The organism is Nitrosomonas eutropha, assembly GCF_003201195.1.
Lineage (GTDB): Bacteria > Pseudomonadota > Gammaproteobacteria > Burkholderiales > Nitrosomonadaceae > Nitrosomonas > Nitrosomonas eutropha.
Genome location: NZ_QICQ01000025.1, coordinates 1 through 16,212 on the forward strand (window position 1 = coordinate 1; position 16,212 = coordinate 16,212).

Consider the following 16,212-nt stretch of genomic DNA (forward strand, 5'->3'; position numbering starts at 1 on the left):
GTGAGCATGAACAGCTTTTCATTTGCAGTTATTGTGAGCCAGAAAATGCGTCAAATGCGAGCAGAGCCAGTTTCAAACGCGAGCTATTACACCTAGTATGAGCGGTTCTCCTCTTGATAGTCTGTCAGCAACCCTACTGCGATAATAACAATTCCCATGACAACGTAGAAATTTCGGGCAATAGGTTCCTCAGCAAAACCAAGGATAAAAGGAACGGCAACTAATACAGGCCCAACAATGCGTTCGATCCAACCTTGCAGTATAAAGGGAATGATCTTGATGGTGCTGACAGGAAATCCGGAAGCCAATGTAACCGCAAGATGAACGAAAGCCAATACATAGGCAAGTATGGCAGGTACTTGGCTTAGGTTCAGCAGTACTGGCGCCAGTAAAAATATAATCACTGTCAGAAAATCTAAATATCCATGGGTACGGGGCGAAATTATTTTCATTCGATGACTCCTTGCTGAGTAGTTGATAACACCGGCACTTTATAGGGTGTTATCAACTGAGTCTGTTAGCTGGAAAACATTTGTTGACTCAGGAGTAGTTCCAAGCCTAGCGGGGATCGATTAATGACAGTGCTGTATCGTTAACACAAATATGTTCACGGGTATAGTCAAGCATGCCCCGGTTTCTGAACTGGTTCATGATAGTACTAATGACAGGGCGACTCGCGCCAACCAAGTCTGCCAGTTCTTGTTGAGTAAGAGAAATTTCCAATGCATACCCGTGCATGCACCGTATTCCAAATAATTTGGCAAGTTCCAGAAGCATTACGATAAGCCGTTGTTCAACCGATTGAGTAAGAATAGCGCGCAACTTGCGTTCTATTTGCTGTTTATGGGCATATACCGACTCAAGAATCTGCCATGATAAATTAGCTTGTGAGGTAATTAATTTTTTAAAGTCAATGTATTCAAGACGATAAAAATCGACCTTTCCAAGCGCCTGTGCGTTTTCTTCCATTATTTGGTTAGTGAAGTCACCTACCTGTAAGTAACCGATGATATCGCCGGTTTTTAAGAGAGTCAGCGTTAATTCGTTTCCCTGTTTGGTGAGATGGGAAAGTTTGACGATCCCATTTTTTATCCAGAAAAAACTTGAGCAACGATCACCTTGTCGATAAAGAAAAGCTTTGTCAGGAAGGCTGGCCAGTTGAATAGAAGGGTACTCTTTTTTCCATGTTTCCCAGGTACAGCTGAGAAATGGGTTCATAATTTTTCATATCCTTTTTCAGAAGACGACTGCACCAATTGATGAGGTATGAAGCCTGTTGTGCATATGGCTCTTGACAGCATAATATCAGTACTCATATGCACGAAACTCGTATATGTTCAATACTCGTATGCACCAAAGCACGGTAAGCATGGCGACTGATTTCGCACTGATTACCGAGCACGGCGTGACCACTCTGCCAGAACAGGCATGAGAGCATGCGCTAGATCATTGAGCCGCTGGCACTGTCGGAAACAGTATGGCATGAAGCGGACGACGCGGCAGTTCAGGCTATCAATGAGTCGATCATTGAAGCACGGCACAACCCCGAGACGGCGCACTCTCTGTTCGCGTTAGCTTCCTACGGTCGGCACGATCCGGCATCACTGGAACAGTTACGCACCACCCTCGCTAAGGAAGGCATTCCCCCAGAATTTTTGTCACATTACGAGCCCGATTGACCCTTTGCATGCCTTAGACAGAATGACGGGTTAAGTGACAGTTTTTGACGATCAGTAATTCCTGATTCATACTGTCACATAATCGAACGTATATGTGACAGGTGATAAAGTGCAGATTGGCTACATGCGAGTATCAAAGGCAGACGGATCTCAGGCAACTGATTTACAGCGTGATGCTCTTATAGCGGCGGGTGTCGATCCGTCCCATCTTTATGAAGACCAGGCCTCTGGCAAACGTGAGGATCGTCCTGGTCTGGCAAACTGTCTGAAAGCGCTTCGGCGTGGCGACACATTGCTGATATGGAAACTGGACAGGCTTGGTCGGGATCTGCGTCATCTGATCAATACCGTACACGATCTTACCGCGCGTGGCATTGGCCTGAAGGTATTAAGCGGGCAAGGTGCGGCCATCGATACCACGACGGCTGCTGGAAAACTGGTTTTTGGCATTTTCGCGGCTTTGGCTGAATTTGAGCGGGAACTGATTGCAGAACGCACCAAAGCGGGCCTGGCTTCAGCCCGGGCACGCGGAAGGAAAGGTGGCCGTCCGTTCAAGATGACTACTACCAAGCTGCGTCTGGCGATGGCTGCAATGGGTCAGCCAGAAACAAAGGTCAGCGATCTGTGCCAGGAACTCGGTATTACACGACAAACCCTGTACCGACACGTTTCCCCCAAGGGAGAGTTACGTCCGGACGGGAAAAAATTGCTGGACGGGCAATAGATCGGTGAATTAGTCGTAAAATCGGTGTAGACCTCTTAAGATCTGATCTTAACTAGATTCAGTCACTTAAGAAGGGTGAAAACAATGTGCAGCCATTATGAATCAATCAGAGACGCAAACCGCCTATTGCAATATTTTGGTGTCGAACAACCATTGGATATTTGTTTTGATGTATGGCCGACTTATTGCAGCACGTTCATTATCAAGCCTGATGAAGTGGATACCGGAGATGAAGCGGTAGCGGCGTGGATAGCATTATCTGGTCAATTTGGTTTGTTGCCTCATTGGGCAAAAGATACAACATTCGGGCGCAGGACATTCAATGCCCGTTCAGAAACCGTTTCAGAGAAACCCAGCTTTAAAGAAGCTTGGCGCAATGGTCATCGATGCATTATCCCTGTAGAAGCCATTTATGAGCCTGATTGGCGCTCAGGTAAAGCGGTACAGACTCGAATTGCAAGAAATGATGGTGAACCAATGGGAATAGCTGGTTTGTGGTCTACCTGGGGGCAAGGATCACAAAAAATTGATTCATTTACTATGTTGACCATCAATGCTGACGATCATGCTCTGATGAATCAATTCCATAAGCCAGGAGAAGAAAAGCGCATGGTAGTCATATTGCCAAAGGCATCATACAAAGACTGGCTGTCAGTGCCAGTTCACGAGGCTAAAGTGTTTCTGAGGCAATATCCGGCTGATAGGCTTGGAATTTCATCGTAGTTCAATCAAATGAGGTAATTTCAGCTCTGATTAACAATTGATCATGCTATTTTCATCTTTAATAACAGCATACTAAAGAGGTTATTCACAGAACCATCCAAGATTTCAGTGGATAAAGAGATAGCCGAATCCAGGTTTCTGCAAAGGCGCTATCTCCTGAGAGAATGGAGCCCCTCACTTCAACGGCAGTTTCCTGCCAGGCGATACCCGGCTGCTTCAGCTTCTTTTTGCGAAGAAAACGGAATCTGATTATTTTTGGATACCCGGTCATAACTCGGGCAACCGTCTGGCAGGTGATAAACGTTACTTTTCTTGTTGCCAATAATCTGCCTGCCGGTATTTATCTTTATCGCTGATTGCTGACTGCCTTGTAGCCCTTCACGAGAGGGTTTCTGATCCAGTACCCATGTTTTTTCCCGGGAAACGTAAGAATTATGATGTCCCATAAGCCTGGCAATACGATTATCACGCTCTCGCTCCCATTCTGTGACCGGATATTTGTGATCCCACGCCATAAGAATACGTTGCTGGGTTCTGGACATGGATAGTCCATAGCGGTCGTACATATAAAAGGTAGTTCGTGCCACAAATCCTTTTACTGCGTCTCTAGGCTCGGTTGTCTTGTCTTTGAAATCCGTGCGCGTTGTGCACTGTCCATACTGGTTAGGCATCGTTTTTGAAACCATGCCATACAGAAAGTGACTGCGATCCCCATTAACCTCTCCTATCACTGGAGTAAGATTGTGGAGATTTGCTTCCATTGTCCGGAAGACTGGATCCTTATCGGTGCAATTCTTTCTGCCCCCCTGTTGCCAGCACTGACGCTGATGGCCCATCACCCAGGCGGGAACAATATGCTCCCATTCAATACGGGAAGCCCGGGAGGCATTTCTGCGCGGTGTATACCCACAGGATGCCAGATCAACCCTACCACCTGATTTACCTGTCCATCTCCATTTACAGCCACAATATAGCGTCCCCTGTTCCGATTGATTCTGATCGTGGTAAACACCTCGACGTGCTTGTACTTTTGCCTCACTAAAAGACTGGGGCGCTGCATGGACCGGAGAATAAAAATAAACGCCGATAATGGCAAAACTGACCAGCAGCTTTATCACCAGATTGTTTCTCAAATGAAGTGCCTCGGAAGTTAGTAATTTGTTGCTAAATATTTTGTATGTTGTTGGGACGAACCCAAAGAAGGAAAGAAAAATATCTTCGTACATTGCAGTTGGCACGCTACTTTCACCTGGATGAGACCGATCTTGCCTTCATCAGTAATCGTCGCGGCGATAAACTGTCTTGGTGTCGGAAAACATGTGTTTTCCGGTATTCAAATTGTCCAACTGGCGGCTGGTGACACGACTGTTGGGTCTACCCCTAATTAATTAGCCTGATCAGCAAATAACACTTGAAACGCGAAGCGCGTCACGTTACATTATCAATTAAACAGAGAGCAAAGGATACCTGCTTGATTAGGAACTTTAAGCACAAGGGACTAGAGACTTTTTTTAAGACCGGCTCGACCAAAGGTATACAGGCCGAACATGCAGCGAAATTAGGCCGCATCCTGCGGGCGCTGAACGTGGCACAGGCTCCGGCTGAATTGGACTTTCCTGGTTTTCGACTGCACCCGCTCAAGGGCGATTTAGCCGGGTACTGGTCAATTACCGTTAACAAAAATTGGCGGGTTATTTTTGTTTTCGTGGGCGTCGATACTGACCTGGTTGATTATCTGGATTACCACGACAAATAGGAGCGAAGGTATGGACATGATGAACCATCCCCACCCTGGCATGATTTTGCGCGAAGAAGTATTAAAGCCGCTTAATCTGACCGTGGGCGAGGTAGCAGATTGCTTAGGCATGGCGCGTGCGTCGATTTCTCGTGTGGTCAATGGGCGCAGCGCCATCAGCTACGACCTTGCCATCAGGCTGGAAGCGGCGGGCGTCAGTACAGCCCGCTTTTGGACGGCATTGCAGTGCGAATACGACCTTGAAAAGGCACGGAACGCAGCTCAAGGCGCAGAACTATTAAAAATTGTGCCACTGCTTACGAAGCACGAATTAACGCAGGGATAGAAGGTGGGCCTGAATACTTGCGATATTCAGGCCCTTGTCGCGGACTCATGAAGGAAAACACGAAAGGTCACGTGACAATCATGCCATCAACTCTCAGAGAATTTTAAGCATGATTAGATATTATGGCACATTCGCGCACTTGCCAGCTCGACCATTGAGATTAAATAATAATCAAAAACAATTAAAGAGATACTATAATAATACACTCTTATCACACTTTGGTATCCGAGGTTTAATTGCGGCTTGTTTTATCGGCGCAGGTAAGGCATGATTATGAGCATAGATTCAATGAGTATTGTTGGTCCTATGGGTTTCAAAGAATTGTTAGCGGCCAACAGCGTTCAAGATACGATTATACAAGCCGGTGACAAAGGTTTGGTTATCGCCCTGAAAGTGGGCGGAAAGGATTTTGTTTTAGGGCGGCGGCGCGGTGGCCCGCGCTACTTTTATTCAGTTGATGGCGCGGCATCAGTGCTGATTCAGCACGGTATCACCGGCTTCTATGTGGACACAATAGGCTGGCTGCCGCGAACACTCACCAAGAACCAAAAAAGGCTGTCTTTACCGGGTGGCACCAGTGGAGACATTTAGAAAAGCAAAAGCCCCGTGGCATCGGGGCTTTTGCAAAACTCAGGAACACATACTTGAATTGTTTGGCGACAATTAGAGTATGGCCGCCGTAGAATACACGACGTAATTTGCTAATACTATTCTACGGCCTTGTTCCTTCTTTGACAAGTCCATTGCGTTTTTGCGCATGGCTGGAAGGAGCTACATGGCGGCAGATCAACAACTTTCCCTATTCGATCGGGACGAAGAAGCCAGGGCGTATCATGACCCTGAACAGGCAGGTTTTTTTTCTATCTTGGTTAACGCCAAGGGCGATAAGCGCCAATCATCCCACCGGCTGATCGATATGCCCACGGTGTTGGGTTTAATCGACAAGAACCGTGACACCTGGATGACGCAAGCCGAGTTTATCCGGCCAAACCGACGTGTGGTTAACCTTGCCCGCGTCGGCCTACTTTTTGCCGACTTGGACACCTACCGCAAGCCGTGGGCCTCTGGCCGAACGCCGGAGCAGTTAGTAGATTCCGTACTGTACCACTGCACCCAAGAAGGCATCCCCCCCCCCTCAATATTGGTTTTCTCAGGCCGTGGCATACAAGCCAAATGGCTTCTCGAAGGGACGTTGCCACGACAGGCATTACCCAGGTGGAACGCTTGCCAGCGTTACCTTATCGACCGATTGGCATACCTTGGAGCCGACCGCCAAGCGAAAGATGCCAGTCGCGTGCTGCGTGTTGTACAGACCGTTAACGAGAAAAGCGGGGAAATCTGCCGAGTTGTCCACGTTCAGAACGAGCTGAACGGCCAGCCGGTACGCTATAACTTTGAGTACATGGCTGAAATACTGCTGCCGGTAGCTCGCTGGACGATTGAACAGCAACGACAAGAGCGGGAGAAACGTGCCATTCGGCGACAACTCAAGCTGCTGCCAGGCGACAAGACGGACAACTTACGCGGATTCAGTGGAAGGCAATTAGCCTGGCACCGGCTTGAGGATTTGCGCACGTTGGCCGAGCTGCGCGGAGGTGTCCAGGAAGGTGAGCGTATGCAGCACCTATTTTGGCGCTTGAATTTCTTGCTGCTATCCGGTGCGACTAACAGCAGGCTGATGTACTACGAAGCAAAAGCTCTGACTAAAGAGCTTGACCCGAACTGGCAAGAAAACAGTAAAGAGCTGATGACGTTGTATTCCAAGGCAAAAGCCTACGAGGCGGGCGAGAAAGTCAGCTTTGGCGGCCGCGAGTACGCCCCGCTGTACACGCCCAGGAATGACACCCTCATCAACTTGTTTCAGATCACCGATGACGAGCAGGCCCAGCTACGCACGATCATCAGCCGGGACATGGCAAAGGAGCGCGACAGAGCGCGCAAGGAGGCCGTCAGGCGGGCAGCGGGAGCAGTAGACCGGGAAACCTACGAAAGCCAGTCTTTGAGCCGCCAGAAGCCATGGGAAGCCCTTGGTATGAGCCGTGCAAGCTGGTATCGCGCCGGTAAGCCTATGCCTGCGAATAGTGAGACAAGTCCATCCGTATTACAGAAGGGCAATGGCCGCTTTTTGGTTTGAGACAAGTCCGTCCGTATTACTAATGGCGAAGCCTACGCCCGGCCCGTAGGGCCTGCTTTTGCGTAGCCCTGCATTGTGAAAATGCGAGTAGCCGCAAGGGGGGTGGGTAACTTGCTTGCAAGTTATCCATGCCCCGCGCAGTGCCGAAGGCACGGAGTTTTTCAGGATGTTCAAAGTCCCTCCCCTATTACTAATGGCGAAGCCTGGAAGGTGTTTGTATGGCCAGAACAAGAAAATTATTTCCGCCTGAATTGCTGGAAGAGCTGCGAGTAATGCCGGTGGTGGCCGCGCTCGATGCCCTGGGGCTGTACTGGAAGCATGACCCTGATTTTGTGCCGGTGAAGGATAAATCCACTGTCCGGCTGAATGTGTCCCTGGGCGGTGGTGGTGTCGAGCTGTTGGCTACCGGGCCGAAGTGGTACGACACCAGGGCAGAGAAGGGCGGCGGCGGTGCGGTCGATCTGGCCATGCACCTGCTGCGCTTGGACTTCGTGACAGCGGTGAAGCGGTTCCAGTCAAATTAATCAAAATTTAGCCGCTAAAAATCTGGCGGCTGGCCATCACCAAATATGACCCCACAGAACCGCTCAAGCTGCACGTTTGAGGCGGTGCTAATACGTTCTCCTAACCTTTCCCTTTGAAAATGCGTCTACGGGCCTTGTAGGCGGCGTGTGGCCGTTCGTCTTTGCGTCTGGTTGGAACGCCGGTGGTGTCGGGCCGTTTTGTAAGGTTTTACGCAAAGAAGAGGGAGGGGCCGCCGTTATCAAGTGTGGGCGACTAATAAAGTCGGTAACAAATTGTGGTTTACAACCGCAATATTATGTCTTTCCTTAATCCCAAGGAAAAATAATGTTGGTAACTTTTGTCAGCTATTTAGTAATTCTTTACCAAAATTATTTAATAAAGTTCGTAACTATTATAAATAGTTATCATCTTTATTTACTGGTTCCCAACTTTATTCGACTCAGCTGTTAAACATTGTTTCCGCTCGCGCTAGTACGCGCTCTTTGGCGCTATTGAGCATCTCAGAAACATAGAACTTCTCGACATACTTCTCAATCACTTGTTCTGCCACCATCGTAGCTGTCGCTGGATTGATTGCATTCTTTGCTAACTGCTTCACAAACGACAAGTAGGTCACATTTCCAGATTTTACTGCACCCACCAGTTGTTCAAACTCTTCTATTGAAATAATCGTGATGTTCTGTGGGGGCATTCTCGATAATTGTTCTTTGCTGGGCGACATAAATTTAGAATCTAGCAATATTTGATCAAAGAATTGCTCATCTACCCATTGTTTCAGTTGTAAGCCATTACCAAAGAGCAATTGGCGACTTGTCACGACAATCAGGTAATCGTTATCTGCAGATTTTGCTTCACTCAGATCAATTTCATTGCTTCGAAGCAAAGTCCCCACTTTCCAACCTTGAACAATTGCCTCTCGAATACGTTTAAGTTTTGATTTAACGAGTTGGGGATGATCGGAGAGAAGTACATCGTCTGGAAAGAGGCTCATTTTAGATTCGATAAAAACGTTACCACCGGCGCTTGGAATTAATGCATCCACCGCCGACATCGATGAATTACCGAGTCGTTTAAATTCTTTGTCAGTGATAGGGTGAGTTCCAGACTCTTTGATGAGTTCAATTACATAATCCTCGAATACCTTGCTAAAGCTATCCGTGTAGTCTTGGCTAAATTCAGACATTCGAATATGTACGGACTCTTCCAGTCCGTGATAAAAAATGGTCGGATTCCAAGCAAGCACCCTTGTTTCATCTAATTTTAAGAGAGGATATTTAGCCAACCATGGGAATTCGAATCGTTCGCTCTCCGGCCTGCAATTAAATTTATCTTTTTCTCTTCGAGAATGAAGCTCTCCTTGAAGCAGAACCCGCAGCTCACTTAGATCCTTGGAAAACAATTTAACTAGTTGGTACAGCGGCTTTGTCAATTCCTCGGGTAGTGCTGAATAAACGCGCAAGTCTAAGGGCTGTTGGGGAGCTGCTGTTTTTAATTGCGACATTAATAGAATTGCCGCTAACATAAAATCATCGGGTGTCATGCAAAATACGCTCTCAAATCGGCTTCGACAGGGGTTTGTTGCGTCAAGACGTGAAATCAACGCAGCCCAACGCAAAAATCCAAAAGTCTCGGGACTTTGGAATATTAATTGCGCATGCATTGTTGCCCTCACTCTCAGTAGCACTTCTTGCTCATTTTTATATGATCCTAGCTTCGCTTTCCAGATTGCGTTACAGCAAGCATAGAATTCTTCGGTGGGACAAGGATCTCCTTTATCCAAATGAATCATCTTGTCTTCTATCGCTAATTTGATGACAAGTGCGGGCAACCACGGCATTGCTTCAAGAGATTCTTTTTTATTCTGGTGCTGCTGAGTCAGATGATTCACTCCTATATAAATAATCGATCTCAGGGAGTAGCGTTGTAGCCGACGCTTGATGACTTTGGCCACATCCGCGTAACTCAATGTAGAGGGATCCGGGGTAAATCTAATAGGCGTATTGAGAGCGATAGAGCTTGAAGGTCGAGGCATTTGAATAGTATCGCTCCTGATTTAATATATGACAGGTGCACAGCGGCCAAGCAGAGATAGTTTTAACGACCTGCATTCAGCGCGATTTTAAGCCAGGAGTACCGCATCTATCCGCCCCCTAAAAACGAAAATAACTGCAAATAAACCCGCATTTATCTTCATCGACCAGCATTCGATCTGCGCAAACCAACAATAAATGCGACTGTTCGTTAATCCATGAAGTCGTCGGTAGCGCCATTTATTGGATGTAGTTTTTGAACCGAGTTTGTGGAAGCAGTTCACCACATACTTCCATGCTGAGAACAGGGGCATCAATGGGTTGTAACAAACGGCCGTTTGTTGCACTGACAACTGCGCTCTGATTTTCACTTATTCCTGGTTATAAATCTCACTGAATGCAGGTTGATCCAATTATAAATGCAGGTTGTTAGAGATAGTGGCAGGTGAAGCAACTGTTGGTTTCACCCATATTCAGGGGGATATTCGTGGGCCACATGATTCTAATATGACTCGCTATCATCCTTAAGCGTCCATCCATGAGACTCCATACAACTGTCGTAGAATTCCTGGCGTAATAATCCTCCTGCAATTCCCGGGCCAAAGTCGGATTGACGGGCATCTTTTTCGCACTGGTAACTATCCTTGCGAAGATCCGAGGTTGATGCTTCTGGTTTTTTCCAAACCTTTGTGCTTGAACAGCCAGTTATAAATACAGCCAAAACAAGTGTGAGCAGGCGCTGGTTAATAGATTTATTCACATTTTTAATCCAAAAATATTGGCCTATAACAGGTCTTACTATATAGGGTTAAAATAAAGTAGGTAACACCGGAGATAATGACGGACTTTATTTAAATAAATTTAGTAAAAATTTACATAATAGCCGATAAAAGTTACCAACTTTATTTCCAAGTTACCGACTTTATTTCGATCCTACATCAAGCTGGCCCAGGCCGTGACCAGGGCCGAGCGGGCGGAAACGAAAGCCGATGAGGTTGAATGCCGGGCTGGCGATCTACGCGCCGAACTTGACCGCGCCCATCAGGATGCCGACCAGGCGCGAGTCGCGTACCAGGAACAGCAGAAAACATCAGACAAGTATCTTGCGGAGCTGGAAAAGGCGCGGGATGCCGCCGCCGAGGTTGTCGCAAAAAATCGGCAACTGGACGCAGACCTGGCCGGAGCAGTGGCATGTCAGGAAGGTATAGGGCGGGAGTTGGAAGCGGGCAGGGCCGAGCTGTTGGAAGCCAAGCAGCAGGCGTCAGCGTTGCGTGAAGAAGTGGCCCGGCTCAACGGAGCGACGGCGACCTATAAGGAAATGCTGGAGCGGTTCGAGGTGGCGGCAAAAGCAGCGACCAGGGCGAGAAAGCAGCCAAAGACCGAGGGCTGAAATGGTCAACATCCCGAGCGGCTGCCCCTCAAATGTTAATAGATTGCCTCTATGAAGGGTGCTGTTTCCGGGGTCGCTTTCCAGGTGTTCATTGACACTTGAGGGGCGGGCTATGCCCCCCCTCTTGGCGTCCAATTCGCCCCTTGGGGCGTCAAAACAAGTCCGCTTTGTTCTGGCATGTTATCCCACAGCAATCGGGATATCTCTGATTTTCGCAGTATAGGAAGGCGTTTTACGCTGCTGGCTCATAGACCATGTTTTCTTGCCAGTACCTGTGCTGCCGTAAATGATTGTCCCTCTTCCAAACTGGCTATTAATCTGGTCAATTGCCTGCATTAACTGATCGGCTTTGTTTGACATCGAGGAGCCGAAATCCAGCTCGATCTGCTGAACCGTTGTAGTGGATAGATCCATAAGAATCACACCAGCCTTTATAAAATCATACCCAGGCTTGTAAATCGTTCTTAGACCGCGTATAGCCGCCGATAACAGGCTATTAGTATCAGATGCAGGGCGTACCAATGGCACAGTGATTGAACGAGCATATTGCGGGCCGGCGCGATGTTTGCTGGTATGTATGAATACCAGAATTGCCGAAGCAAAACTTTGTTGTCTACGCAGCTTTTCTGCCGCGCGTGAGGTGAATTCTGTAACCGCTTCGGTAAGTGATACGAGATCTCGTACAGGCTGGCCAAAAGTACGGGTGTAAGCAATTTCTTTCTTTGGTGCCGGGATTTCTTCCAGATCGATGCAGCTTTGGCCGTGTAACTCGCGCCAGGTACGTTCCAGCGTTACACTGAATCGTTTTCTAACTGTTCCAGGATCAAGCTCTACGAAATCTTTTACTGTCTTAATACCAGCGTCCTTGAGCTGCTGGCCGATCCGCCTACCTATTCCCCAGATTTCACCAATATCAGTGATACCAAAAAGATACATTCTCTGGCGTTCAGTGAGTTCAACCAGGTTGCAAACCTGCGCCAAACGGGGAGGGTAGCTGCCGGGCTTTCGTTCTGCATCCTTGGCAATATGATTGGCAAGCTTGGCCAGGGTTTTACTCGCGCCTATTCCAATGCATGTAGGAATACCGATCCATTGCAGAATCTTGGCGCGCGTATCTTTGGCACGTTGAGTCACATCTGGAATGCCTTGCAAGCCAAGGAAACACTCGTCAATGGAATAGATTTCCTGGGAATCGCCCAGCTCGGATGCCAGGCTCATCATGCGATTGCTCATATCGCCGTACAGTGCGAAATTGGCGGAAAGTGAAATCAATCCGGCAGATTTCTCCAGGTGTTTAACCTGGAACCATGGATGTCCCATTTTAACCCCCAGCGCTTTTGCTTGTTCGCTGCGGGCGATTGCACAGCCATCGTTATTTGACAATACGATAAGTGGCTTATTCTGTAATTGTGGTTGAAACACACGTTCACAACTACAATAAAAATTGTTGCCATCGATCAAGGCAAATAACTTCATGAACTAAGTATCCTTATGCTTGAAGGCGTGGCTACGGGGCTTTGTTAGGTGTGAAATTTCCAGCCACGAGACGTTTGCGGATTATCTCTGAGTCTTTCTGTATCCTGCTTGCTAATTTCTTATCTTCTGCAGATTCCCAACTGACAACCTCTAGCTTGGTCTCATTGCCATAGCGTCTTTGTAAAGATGGAGTACATGCCTCTGCATACTGGTGTGCCAGAGTAGCCGATTCAATGTGTGCCATTCCGGAAAATCCGCAAAGACGAACGTGAGGGCCAAGAAACAGCTCGTCTTTCTGATCTTGTGCAAACAGTGAAATCGGTGCAACTTTTGGTAGTTGAGGCTTGATTCCATAATAGGTAATCTGCCGAGATGCCTTAATCATGTCGATCGCTGTTAGTTGTAACAAAAAAATGGATTAAACAAATGATTCAGAACTGTTTGATACAGGAAGTCACAACCCCCCATACTTCTAAGGTTTGACCATCTTTAAAAACCATATCTTCATAGTCTGGATTGGCTGCCTGTAGCTTGGTTATGCCATCCATCATATACAAGCGCTTGCACGTAAATTCTCCATCGATGCAGGCAATCACGATTTTTCCGTGCTCCGGATTAACGGCTCTATCAACAACGACAATATCCCCGTCATCGATCCCGGCCATTGCCATTGAATGACCTTTAATCCGCATCAAGAAAGTTGCTTCCGGATGCTGGATCAGCTCGTCGCTCAGATCGATACGCTTGAGCAGAAAATCATCTGCCGGGCTGGGAAATCCAGCTCGGACACCCGAATAAAGCGGGATAAAGATAGGTTGGCCGATTTGAACGGACACGGGGCGGTTATGGTCTGGGATTAACAAGATTCTTGAGCCACTTAAAAAAGTTCAATGCGGTGATCAATTATTAATCACTCCTATCACTTCCTGCAACACCAATAGGTTAAGCAGGTTATCCACAGATATATTCATGGTTTTTGTGGATATATACGCAGATGCATACATATTCATTCATAAGCTACTGATTTTTTTCAATTCCTGTCTCGCGTTTTAAGTCGTGAAAGCCGTTCGCATTACTCCATATCATTTGCCAATTCCGGTCGATCTGCATTTGGAGCCGCCTTTTCCCGACGCATAGCTACACGGCCATTTTGTTCAAGGGAAAGCCCCGCCTGCCCCGTGTCCTCACTGCGTTGCGGGCCGCACCAGCCAGGCGGGTCCGCTTGGCGCCCTTGCACAACTCTGCCCGCTTTGCTGTTCATGCGTCAAGGCGGCTCCAAGAAGCAGATTTTAACCAGGCAAAGGAGGAAAACATGATCAATACGACCAATCACAACCACAATAACAGCAAAAGCAAGGCTCACCAAGAAGCAGGGGGGAACAGAAAATGAGCATGGGGGAACGACAGAATATTGAACGGCAGATTGCCCGTAGCGCTGTTAATGCCTTAATTAAGGCCGGTTACAGTGTGGCTGTGTTCGACGGCGAGGAAATTGCTTTGGAGGCAGCCAGGGATATAGGCGCAATCATGGACGCTATGTTCAGCACAGACGAGGATTGCCTGTTTGCCATGATAACCATGAAAGATGGAAAAAAGAAGCGGGTGGGGTGGGTGAGTTTTGTCTATGGTAATGCTGGCTATGACGTAATCAGCGACTACACGACAAACCTTGAAACAGTATTGGCCGATACTACGGCATTGACAGAACGCCTTGAAATGCAACGCGGCTAAACGAAGGGAAAACCCATTGTAAAACGGAGTTTTCCAGAATCGAAGAAATATAATCGCGTTGAATGCGGGTTAGTCCAGTTTGAAGGAGTAATCACGTATTTAGGCGATAACTGTCTCAAGTTTTATTCTGCTTGCCAAGATTAGGTCAGATAATATCTGTCTTTAAACAGGGCGGATACTCCCGCCCTGTATTGAATTGGGGTTTTTACCTTGGCCAACTTTTTTGGCCATGTCTATCCCCTATAGACGTTAGCGGCCGCGCTGTTGCTGTTGTGGCGCTTGCGTTTTCTCGGGGGCTTTGGCCTTGTTTGGCCGAGTCTTTGCAGGCTCTTGACCTTTGGCCATATCTTGCGCAAAGGTACGAACGTGTTTCAAAAAAGTCTCACGACTTTTTGAATTGGTAATGTTTTGTTCTGCCCATTTCTCTGCTTGTGTCTGCACGGTTTCAGCTCGCTGCTGGTTATACGTCACAATATCAGCTTTGCCCCTATCCTGGCCATATTCAACCTTAATATTGGTTCGTCCGGCCTTGATTTCACCATTGTCGAACTGGCGTTCAAGTTCAGGGCCATTTTCGAGTATTGAAAGATCATGCGCCACGGCGGAATTTTTACCGACTTGCTGAACCAGGTGAGTGTCGCTCATCATTAGAACTTTTCCGGCGTATTGCGCGTTAGGCTTTGCCAGGTAGACAAAGCCTTTACGATCAGCGCTGCTGACAAGATTGCGGGCGGTTTCCCAATCAGGCTTGGGCAACCGCTCCCCGATGTACTTAATTGTATCTTGTGCTTCTTTTTCCATGGTTACCACCTTATTTAAATTAACACCCTTAACGTGGGCAGGAACGCCGCCAGATGGCGGTTCGGCTATGCCATTGCGAGCGGTGCTTTGTATCTCATGCAATGCATCAATCGTGGACACCTTCGGAACGTCTGGCAGCAAGCTGTTCAATCTATTTCCACCAGAAAGTGCAGCCAGCATGACGGCAGCTTGCGTTGCCGCTGCTTCATTCTGAAGATCGTAAAGTGAAGCACTGCCTGTGCCGGTTCGAATATCGTAACCGATAAGTTTCCAACGATGACTTTCGGCCTGGTCGGCTGCGACTTCGCCGACTAGGTCCTCATAAAGGCTGTTAAAGTGGGTCAGTGCCTTTTTCGCATCCGTGCCTACATTGTCTTTACGCTGCGCGGTCTGCTCCAGAAGATCTAGAAATCGTAAACCGATTTCCGCATCTTCTTCTTTGACGGTCAAATCGTGATTGGCACGCTGCACAGCATATAATTCGCCGCGATTAGCTTGATCGCGCAGCAAATTTGGATCGTTTGGAAGCTCCATATCCTTGAGCTCGGGGAGATTGCCCTCACTTTGTTGTATATCCATGGTTATTACCTTAATTTAATTAACACCCTTAACGCGGGCAGGAACGCCGCCAGAAGGCGGTACGGGTAAGGATCACAGATACAGAGGCCACAAGTGCGCTCGCAAGATACGCCGTAAGTTCCTCATGAAAGTACCCGGTAATCCAGGTTCTTTGCCAGCATCGACAAGCGCGGCAACACCAACAGCAAGCCATGCACAGTAAGCAGCACGCGCCCACATCGGCATCCAGAGTGCCGCCATGTTGAATGCCAATATAAGGCCGAGGAAGTACGCAAGCGGAAGCAGGTCGCCCCGAGGCGGAATGATGTTCTTCATAACCAGGTCAAATTGGGTATGCCG

The 16,212-nt window shown here is 47.8% G+C and carries 21 protein-coding genes; 10 read left to right on the top strand and 11 right to left on the bottom strand.

Annotated elements, in window-relative coordinates; translation table 11 throughout:
• Positions 1 to 92: 92 nt before the first annotated feature.
• Both C8R14_RS09365 and C8R14_RS09370 read right to left on the bottom strand, forming a co-directional pair.
• The gene (locus tag C8R14_RS09365) at positions 93 to 452 is read right to left on the bottom strand and encodes an SPW repeat domain-containing protein (RefSeq protein ID WP_011630677.1); all 360 of its coding nucleotides are present in this window, start codon (positions 450 to 452) and stop codon (positions 93 to 95) included.
• A gap of 106 nt (positions 453 to 558) precedes the next feature.
• The gene (locus C8R14_RS09370) at positions 559 to 1,218 is read right to left on the bottom strand and encodes a Crp/Fnr family transcriptional regulator (RefSeq protein WP_011630678.1); all 660 of its coding nucleotides are present in this window, start codon (positions 1,216 to 1,218) and stop codon (positions 559 to 561) included.
• A 570-nt stretch (positions 1,219 to 1,788) separates the two neighbouring features.
• On the opposite strand from C8R14_RS09370, the gene C8R14_RS09380 reads away from it, so the two are divergent.
• Both C8R14_RS09380 and C8R14_RS09385 read left to right on the top strand, forming a co-directional pair.
• Positions 1,789 to 2,403 carry a recombinase family protein gene (locus tag C8R14_RS09380; RefSeq protein ID WP_011630679.1) on the top strand — a complete coding sequence of 205 codons (615 nt, stop codon included), beginning with the start codon at positions 1,789 to 1,791 and terminating at the stop codon, positions 2,401 to 2,403.
• 84 nt (positions 2,404 to 2,487) lie between these two features.
• The gene (locus C8R14_RS09385; RefSeq protein ID WP_011630680.1) at positions 2,488 to 3,126 is read left to right on the top strand and encodes an SOS response-associated peptidase; all 639 of its coding nucleotides are present in this window, start codon (positions 2,488 to 2,490) and stop codon (positions 3,124 to 3,126) included.
• A gap of 179 nt (positions 3,127 to 3,305) precedes the next feature.
• Here C8R14_RS09385 and C8R14_RS09390 read toward each other — a convergent pair whose 3' ends face one another.
• Positions 3,306 to 4,364 carry an endonuclease gene (locus C8R14_RS09390; RefSeq protein WP_011630681.1) on the bottom strand — a complete coding sequence of 353 codons (1,059 nt, stop codon included), beginning with the start codon at positions 4,362 to 4,364 and terminating at the stop codon, positions 3,306 to 3,308.
• Here C8R14_RS09390 and C8R14_RS14420 point away from each other — a divergent pair.
• The 6 genes from C8R14_RS14420 to C8R14_RS09415 all read left to right on the top strand — a co-directional run bounded on the left by C8R14_RS14420 (position 4,304) and on the right by C8R14_RS09415 (position 7,865).
• Positions 4,304 to 4,486: a DUF4158 domain-containing protein gene (locus C8R14_RS14420; protein WP_373605813.1), complete on the top strand. Its 183-nt coding sequence runs from the start codon at positions 4,304 to 4,306 to the stop codon at positions 4,484 to 4,486. The genes C8R14_RS09390 and C8R14_RS14420 overlap by 61 nt on opposite strands.
• A gap of 51 nt (positions 4,487 to 4,537) precedes the next feature.
• Complete coding sequence (locus C8R14_RS09395) at positions 4,538 to 4,882, top strand: type II toxin-antitoxin system RelE/ParE family toxin (RefSeq protein WP_258333071.1); 345 nt, start codon at positions 4,538 to 4,540, stop codon at positions 4,880 to 4,882.
• 10 nt (positions 4,883 to 4,892) lie between these two features.
• Positions 4,893 to 5,207, top strand: coding sequence for a HigA family addiction module antitoxin (locus C8R14_RS09400; protein ID WP_041353920.1), 315 nt, complete (start codon positions 4,893 to 4,895; stop codon positions 5,205 to 5,207).
• Between the two features lie 273 nt (positions 5,208 to 5,480).
• Positions 5,481 to 5,798 (top strand): ParC family partition-associated protein, encoded by a 318-nt coding sequence (parC, locus tag C8R14_RS09405; protein ID WP_242500257.1) that lies wholly within the window; start codon positions 5,481 to 5,483, stop codon positions 5,796 to 5,798.
• A 184-nt stretch (positions 5,799 to 5,982) separates the two neighbouring features.
• Positions 5,983 to 7,341 (top strand): hypothetical protein, encoded by a 1,359-nt coding sequence (locus tag C8R14_RS09410; RefSeq protein WP_011630685.1) that lies wholly within the window; start codon positions 5,983 to 5,985, stop codon positions 7,339 to 7,341.
• 218 nt (positions 7,342 to 7,559) lie between these two features.
• Positions 7,560 to 7,865: a hypothetical protein gene (locus C8R14_RS09415; RefSeq protein WP_011630686.1), complete on the top strand. Its 306-nt coding sequence runs from the start codon at positions 7,560 to 7,562 to the stop codon at positions 7,863 to 7,865.
• Between the two features lie 440 nt (positions 7,866 to 8,305).
• On the opposite strand, the gene gapS1 is transcribed toward C8R14_RS09415, so the two are convergent.
• Positions 8,306 to 9,832: a GapS1 family protein gene (gene gapS1, locus C8R14_RS09420; RefSeq protein WP_166485037.1), complete on the bottom strand. Its 1,527-nt coding sequence runs from the start codon at positions 9,830 to 9,832 to the stop codon at positions 8,306 to 8,308.
• Positions 9,833 to 10,398: 566 nt separating this feature from the next.
• Positions 10,399 to 10,656, bottom strand: a complete 258-nt coding sequence (locus C8R14_RS13370) for a hypothetical protein (protein WP_146208368.1) — start codon at positions 10,654 to 10,656, stop codon at positions 10,399 to 10,401.
• A 195-nt stretch (positions 10,657 to 10,851) separates the two neighbouring features.
• Here C8R14_RS13370 and C8R14_RS09425 point away from each other — a divergent pair, with 195 nt between their 5' ends.
• Positions 10,852 to 11,286 carry a hypothetical protein gene (locus tag C8R14_RS09425; RefSeq protein ID WP_011630688.1) on the top strand — a complete coding sequence of 145 codons (435 nt, stop codon included), beginning with the start codon at positions 10,852 to 10,854 and terminating at the stop codon, positions 11,284 to 11,286.
• A 180-nt stretch (positions 11,287 to 11,466) separates the two neighbouring features.
• Here the strand turns inward: C8R14_RS09425 and C8R14_RS09430 are convergent, their stop codons facing one another.
• From C8R14_RS09430 to C8R14_RS09445, 4 genes are all read right to left on the bottom strand, one after another.
• Complete coding sequence (locus C8R14_RS09430; protein WP_011630689.1) at positions 11,467 to 12,762, bottom strand: Y-family DNA polymerase; 1,296 nt, start codon at positions 12,760 to 12,762, stop codon at positions 11,467 to 11,469.
• Between the two features lie 31 nt (positions 12,763 to 12,793).
• Positions 12,794 to 13,147, bottom strand: a complete 354-nt coding sequence (locus tag C8R14_RS09435; RefSeq protein ID WP_041353921.1) for a hypothetical protein — start codon at positions 13,145 to 13,147, stop codon at positions 12,794 to 12,796.
• 46 nt (positions 13,148 to 13,193) lie between these two features.
• Positions 13,194 to 13,598: a LexA family protein gene (locus C8R14_RS09440; RefSeq protein ID WP_011630691.1), complete on the bottom strand. Its 405-nt coding sequence runs from the start codon at positions 13,596 to 13,598 to the stop codon at positions 13,194 to 13,196.
• Between the two features lie 236 nt (positions 13,599 to 13,834).
• A complete protein-coding gene (locus C8R14_RS09445) occupies positions 13,835 to 14,023 on the bottom strand; it encodes a hypothetical protein (RefSeq protein WP_041353918.1) in 189 nt (62 codons plus the stop codon).
• 125 nt (positions 14,024 to 14,148) lie between these two features.
• Between C8R14_RS09445 and C8R14_RS09450 the strand changes: the two genes are divergently transcribed.
• Positions 14,149 to 14,493 carry a hypothetical protein gene (locus C8R14_RS09450; protein WP_011630692.1) on the top strand — a complete coding sequence of 115 codons (345 nt, stop codon included), beginning with the start codon at positions 14,149 to 14,151 and terminating at the stop codon, positions 14,491 to 14,493.
• 249 nt (positions 14,494 to 14,742) lie between these two features.
• Here the strand turns inward: C8R14_RS09450 and C8R14_RS09455 are convergent, their stop codons facing one another.
• Together C8R14_RS09455 and C8R14_RS09460 are read right to left on the bottom strand one after the other, a co-directional pair.
• Entirely contained in the window at positions 14,743 to 15,873 is a 1,131-nt protein-coding gene (locus C8R14_RS09455; RefSeq protein ID WP_011630693.1) for a KfrB domain-containing protein, read from the bottom strand.
• Positions 15,874 to 15,945: 72 nt separating this feature from the next.
• The gene (locus C8R14_RS09460) at positions 15,946 to 16,188 is read right to left on the bottom strand and encodes a hypothetical protein (RefSeq protein ID WP_011630694.1); all 243 of its coding nucleotides are present in this window, start codon (positions 16,186 to 16,188) and stop codon (positions 15,946 to 15,948) included.
• Positions 16,189 to 16,212 lie beyond the last annotated feature (24 nt).

Coding starts and splice junctions, on each gene's coding strand:
- C8R14_RS09365 (WP_011630677.1), bottom strand. CDS start 452: ATGAAAATAATTTCGCCCCGTACCCATGGATATTTAGATTTTCTGACA.
- C8R14_RS09370 (WP_011630678.1), bottom strand. CDS start 1,218: ATGAACCCATTTCTCAGCTGTACCTGGGAAACATGGAAAAAAGAGTAC.
- C8R14_RS09455 (WP_011630693.1), bottom strand. CDS start 15,873: ATGGATATACAACAAAGTGAGGGCAATCTCCCCGAGCTCAAGGATATG.
- C8R14_RS09385 (WP_011630680.1), top strand. CDS start 2,488: ATGTGCAGCCATTATGAATCAATCAGAGACGCAAACCGCCTATTGCAA.
- C8R14_RS14420 (WP_373605813.1), top strand. CDS start 4,304: ATGTTGTTGGGACGAACCCAAAGAAGGAAAGAAAAATATCTTCGTACA.
- C8R14_RS09450 (WP_011630692.1), top strand. CDS start 14,149: ATGAGCATGGGGGAACGACAGAATATTGAACGGCAGATTGCCCGTAGC.
- C8R14_RS09415 (WP_011630686.1), top strand. CDS start 7,560: ATGGCCAGAACAAGAAAATTATTTCCGCCTGAATTGCTGGAAGAGCTG.
- C8R14_RS09430 (WP_011630689.1), bottom strand. CDS start 12,762: ATGAAGTTATTTGCCTTGATCGATGGCAACAATTTTTATTGTAGTTGT.
- C8R14_RS09445 (WP_041353918.1), bottom strand. CDS start 14,023: ATGAACAGCAAAGCGGGCAGAGTTGTGCAAGGGCGCCAAGCGGACCCG.
- C8R14_RS09460 (WP_011630694.1), bottom strand. CDS start 16,188: ATGAAGAACATCATTCCGCCTCGGGGCGACCTGCTTCCGCTTGCGTAC.
- C8R14_RS09410 (WP_011630685.1), top strand. CDS start 5,983: ATGGCGGCAGATCAACAACTTTCCCTATTCGATCGGGACGAAGAAGCC.
- C8R14_RS09435 (WP_041353921.1), bottom strand. CDS start 13,147: ATGATTAAGGCATCTCGGCAGATTACCTATTATGGAATCAAGCCTCAA.
- C8R14_RS09400 (WP_041353920.1), top strand. CDS start 4,893: ATGGACATGATGAACCATCCCCACCCTGGCATGATTTTGCGCGAAGAA.
- parC (WP_242500257.1), top strand. CDS start 5,481: ATGAGCATAGATTCAATGAGTATTGTTGGTCCTATGGGTTTCAAAGAA.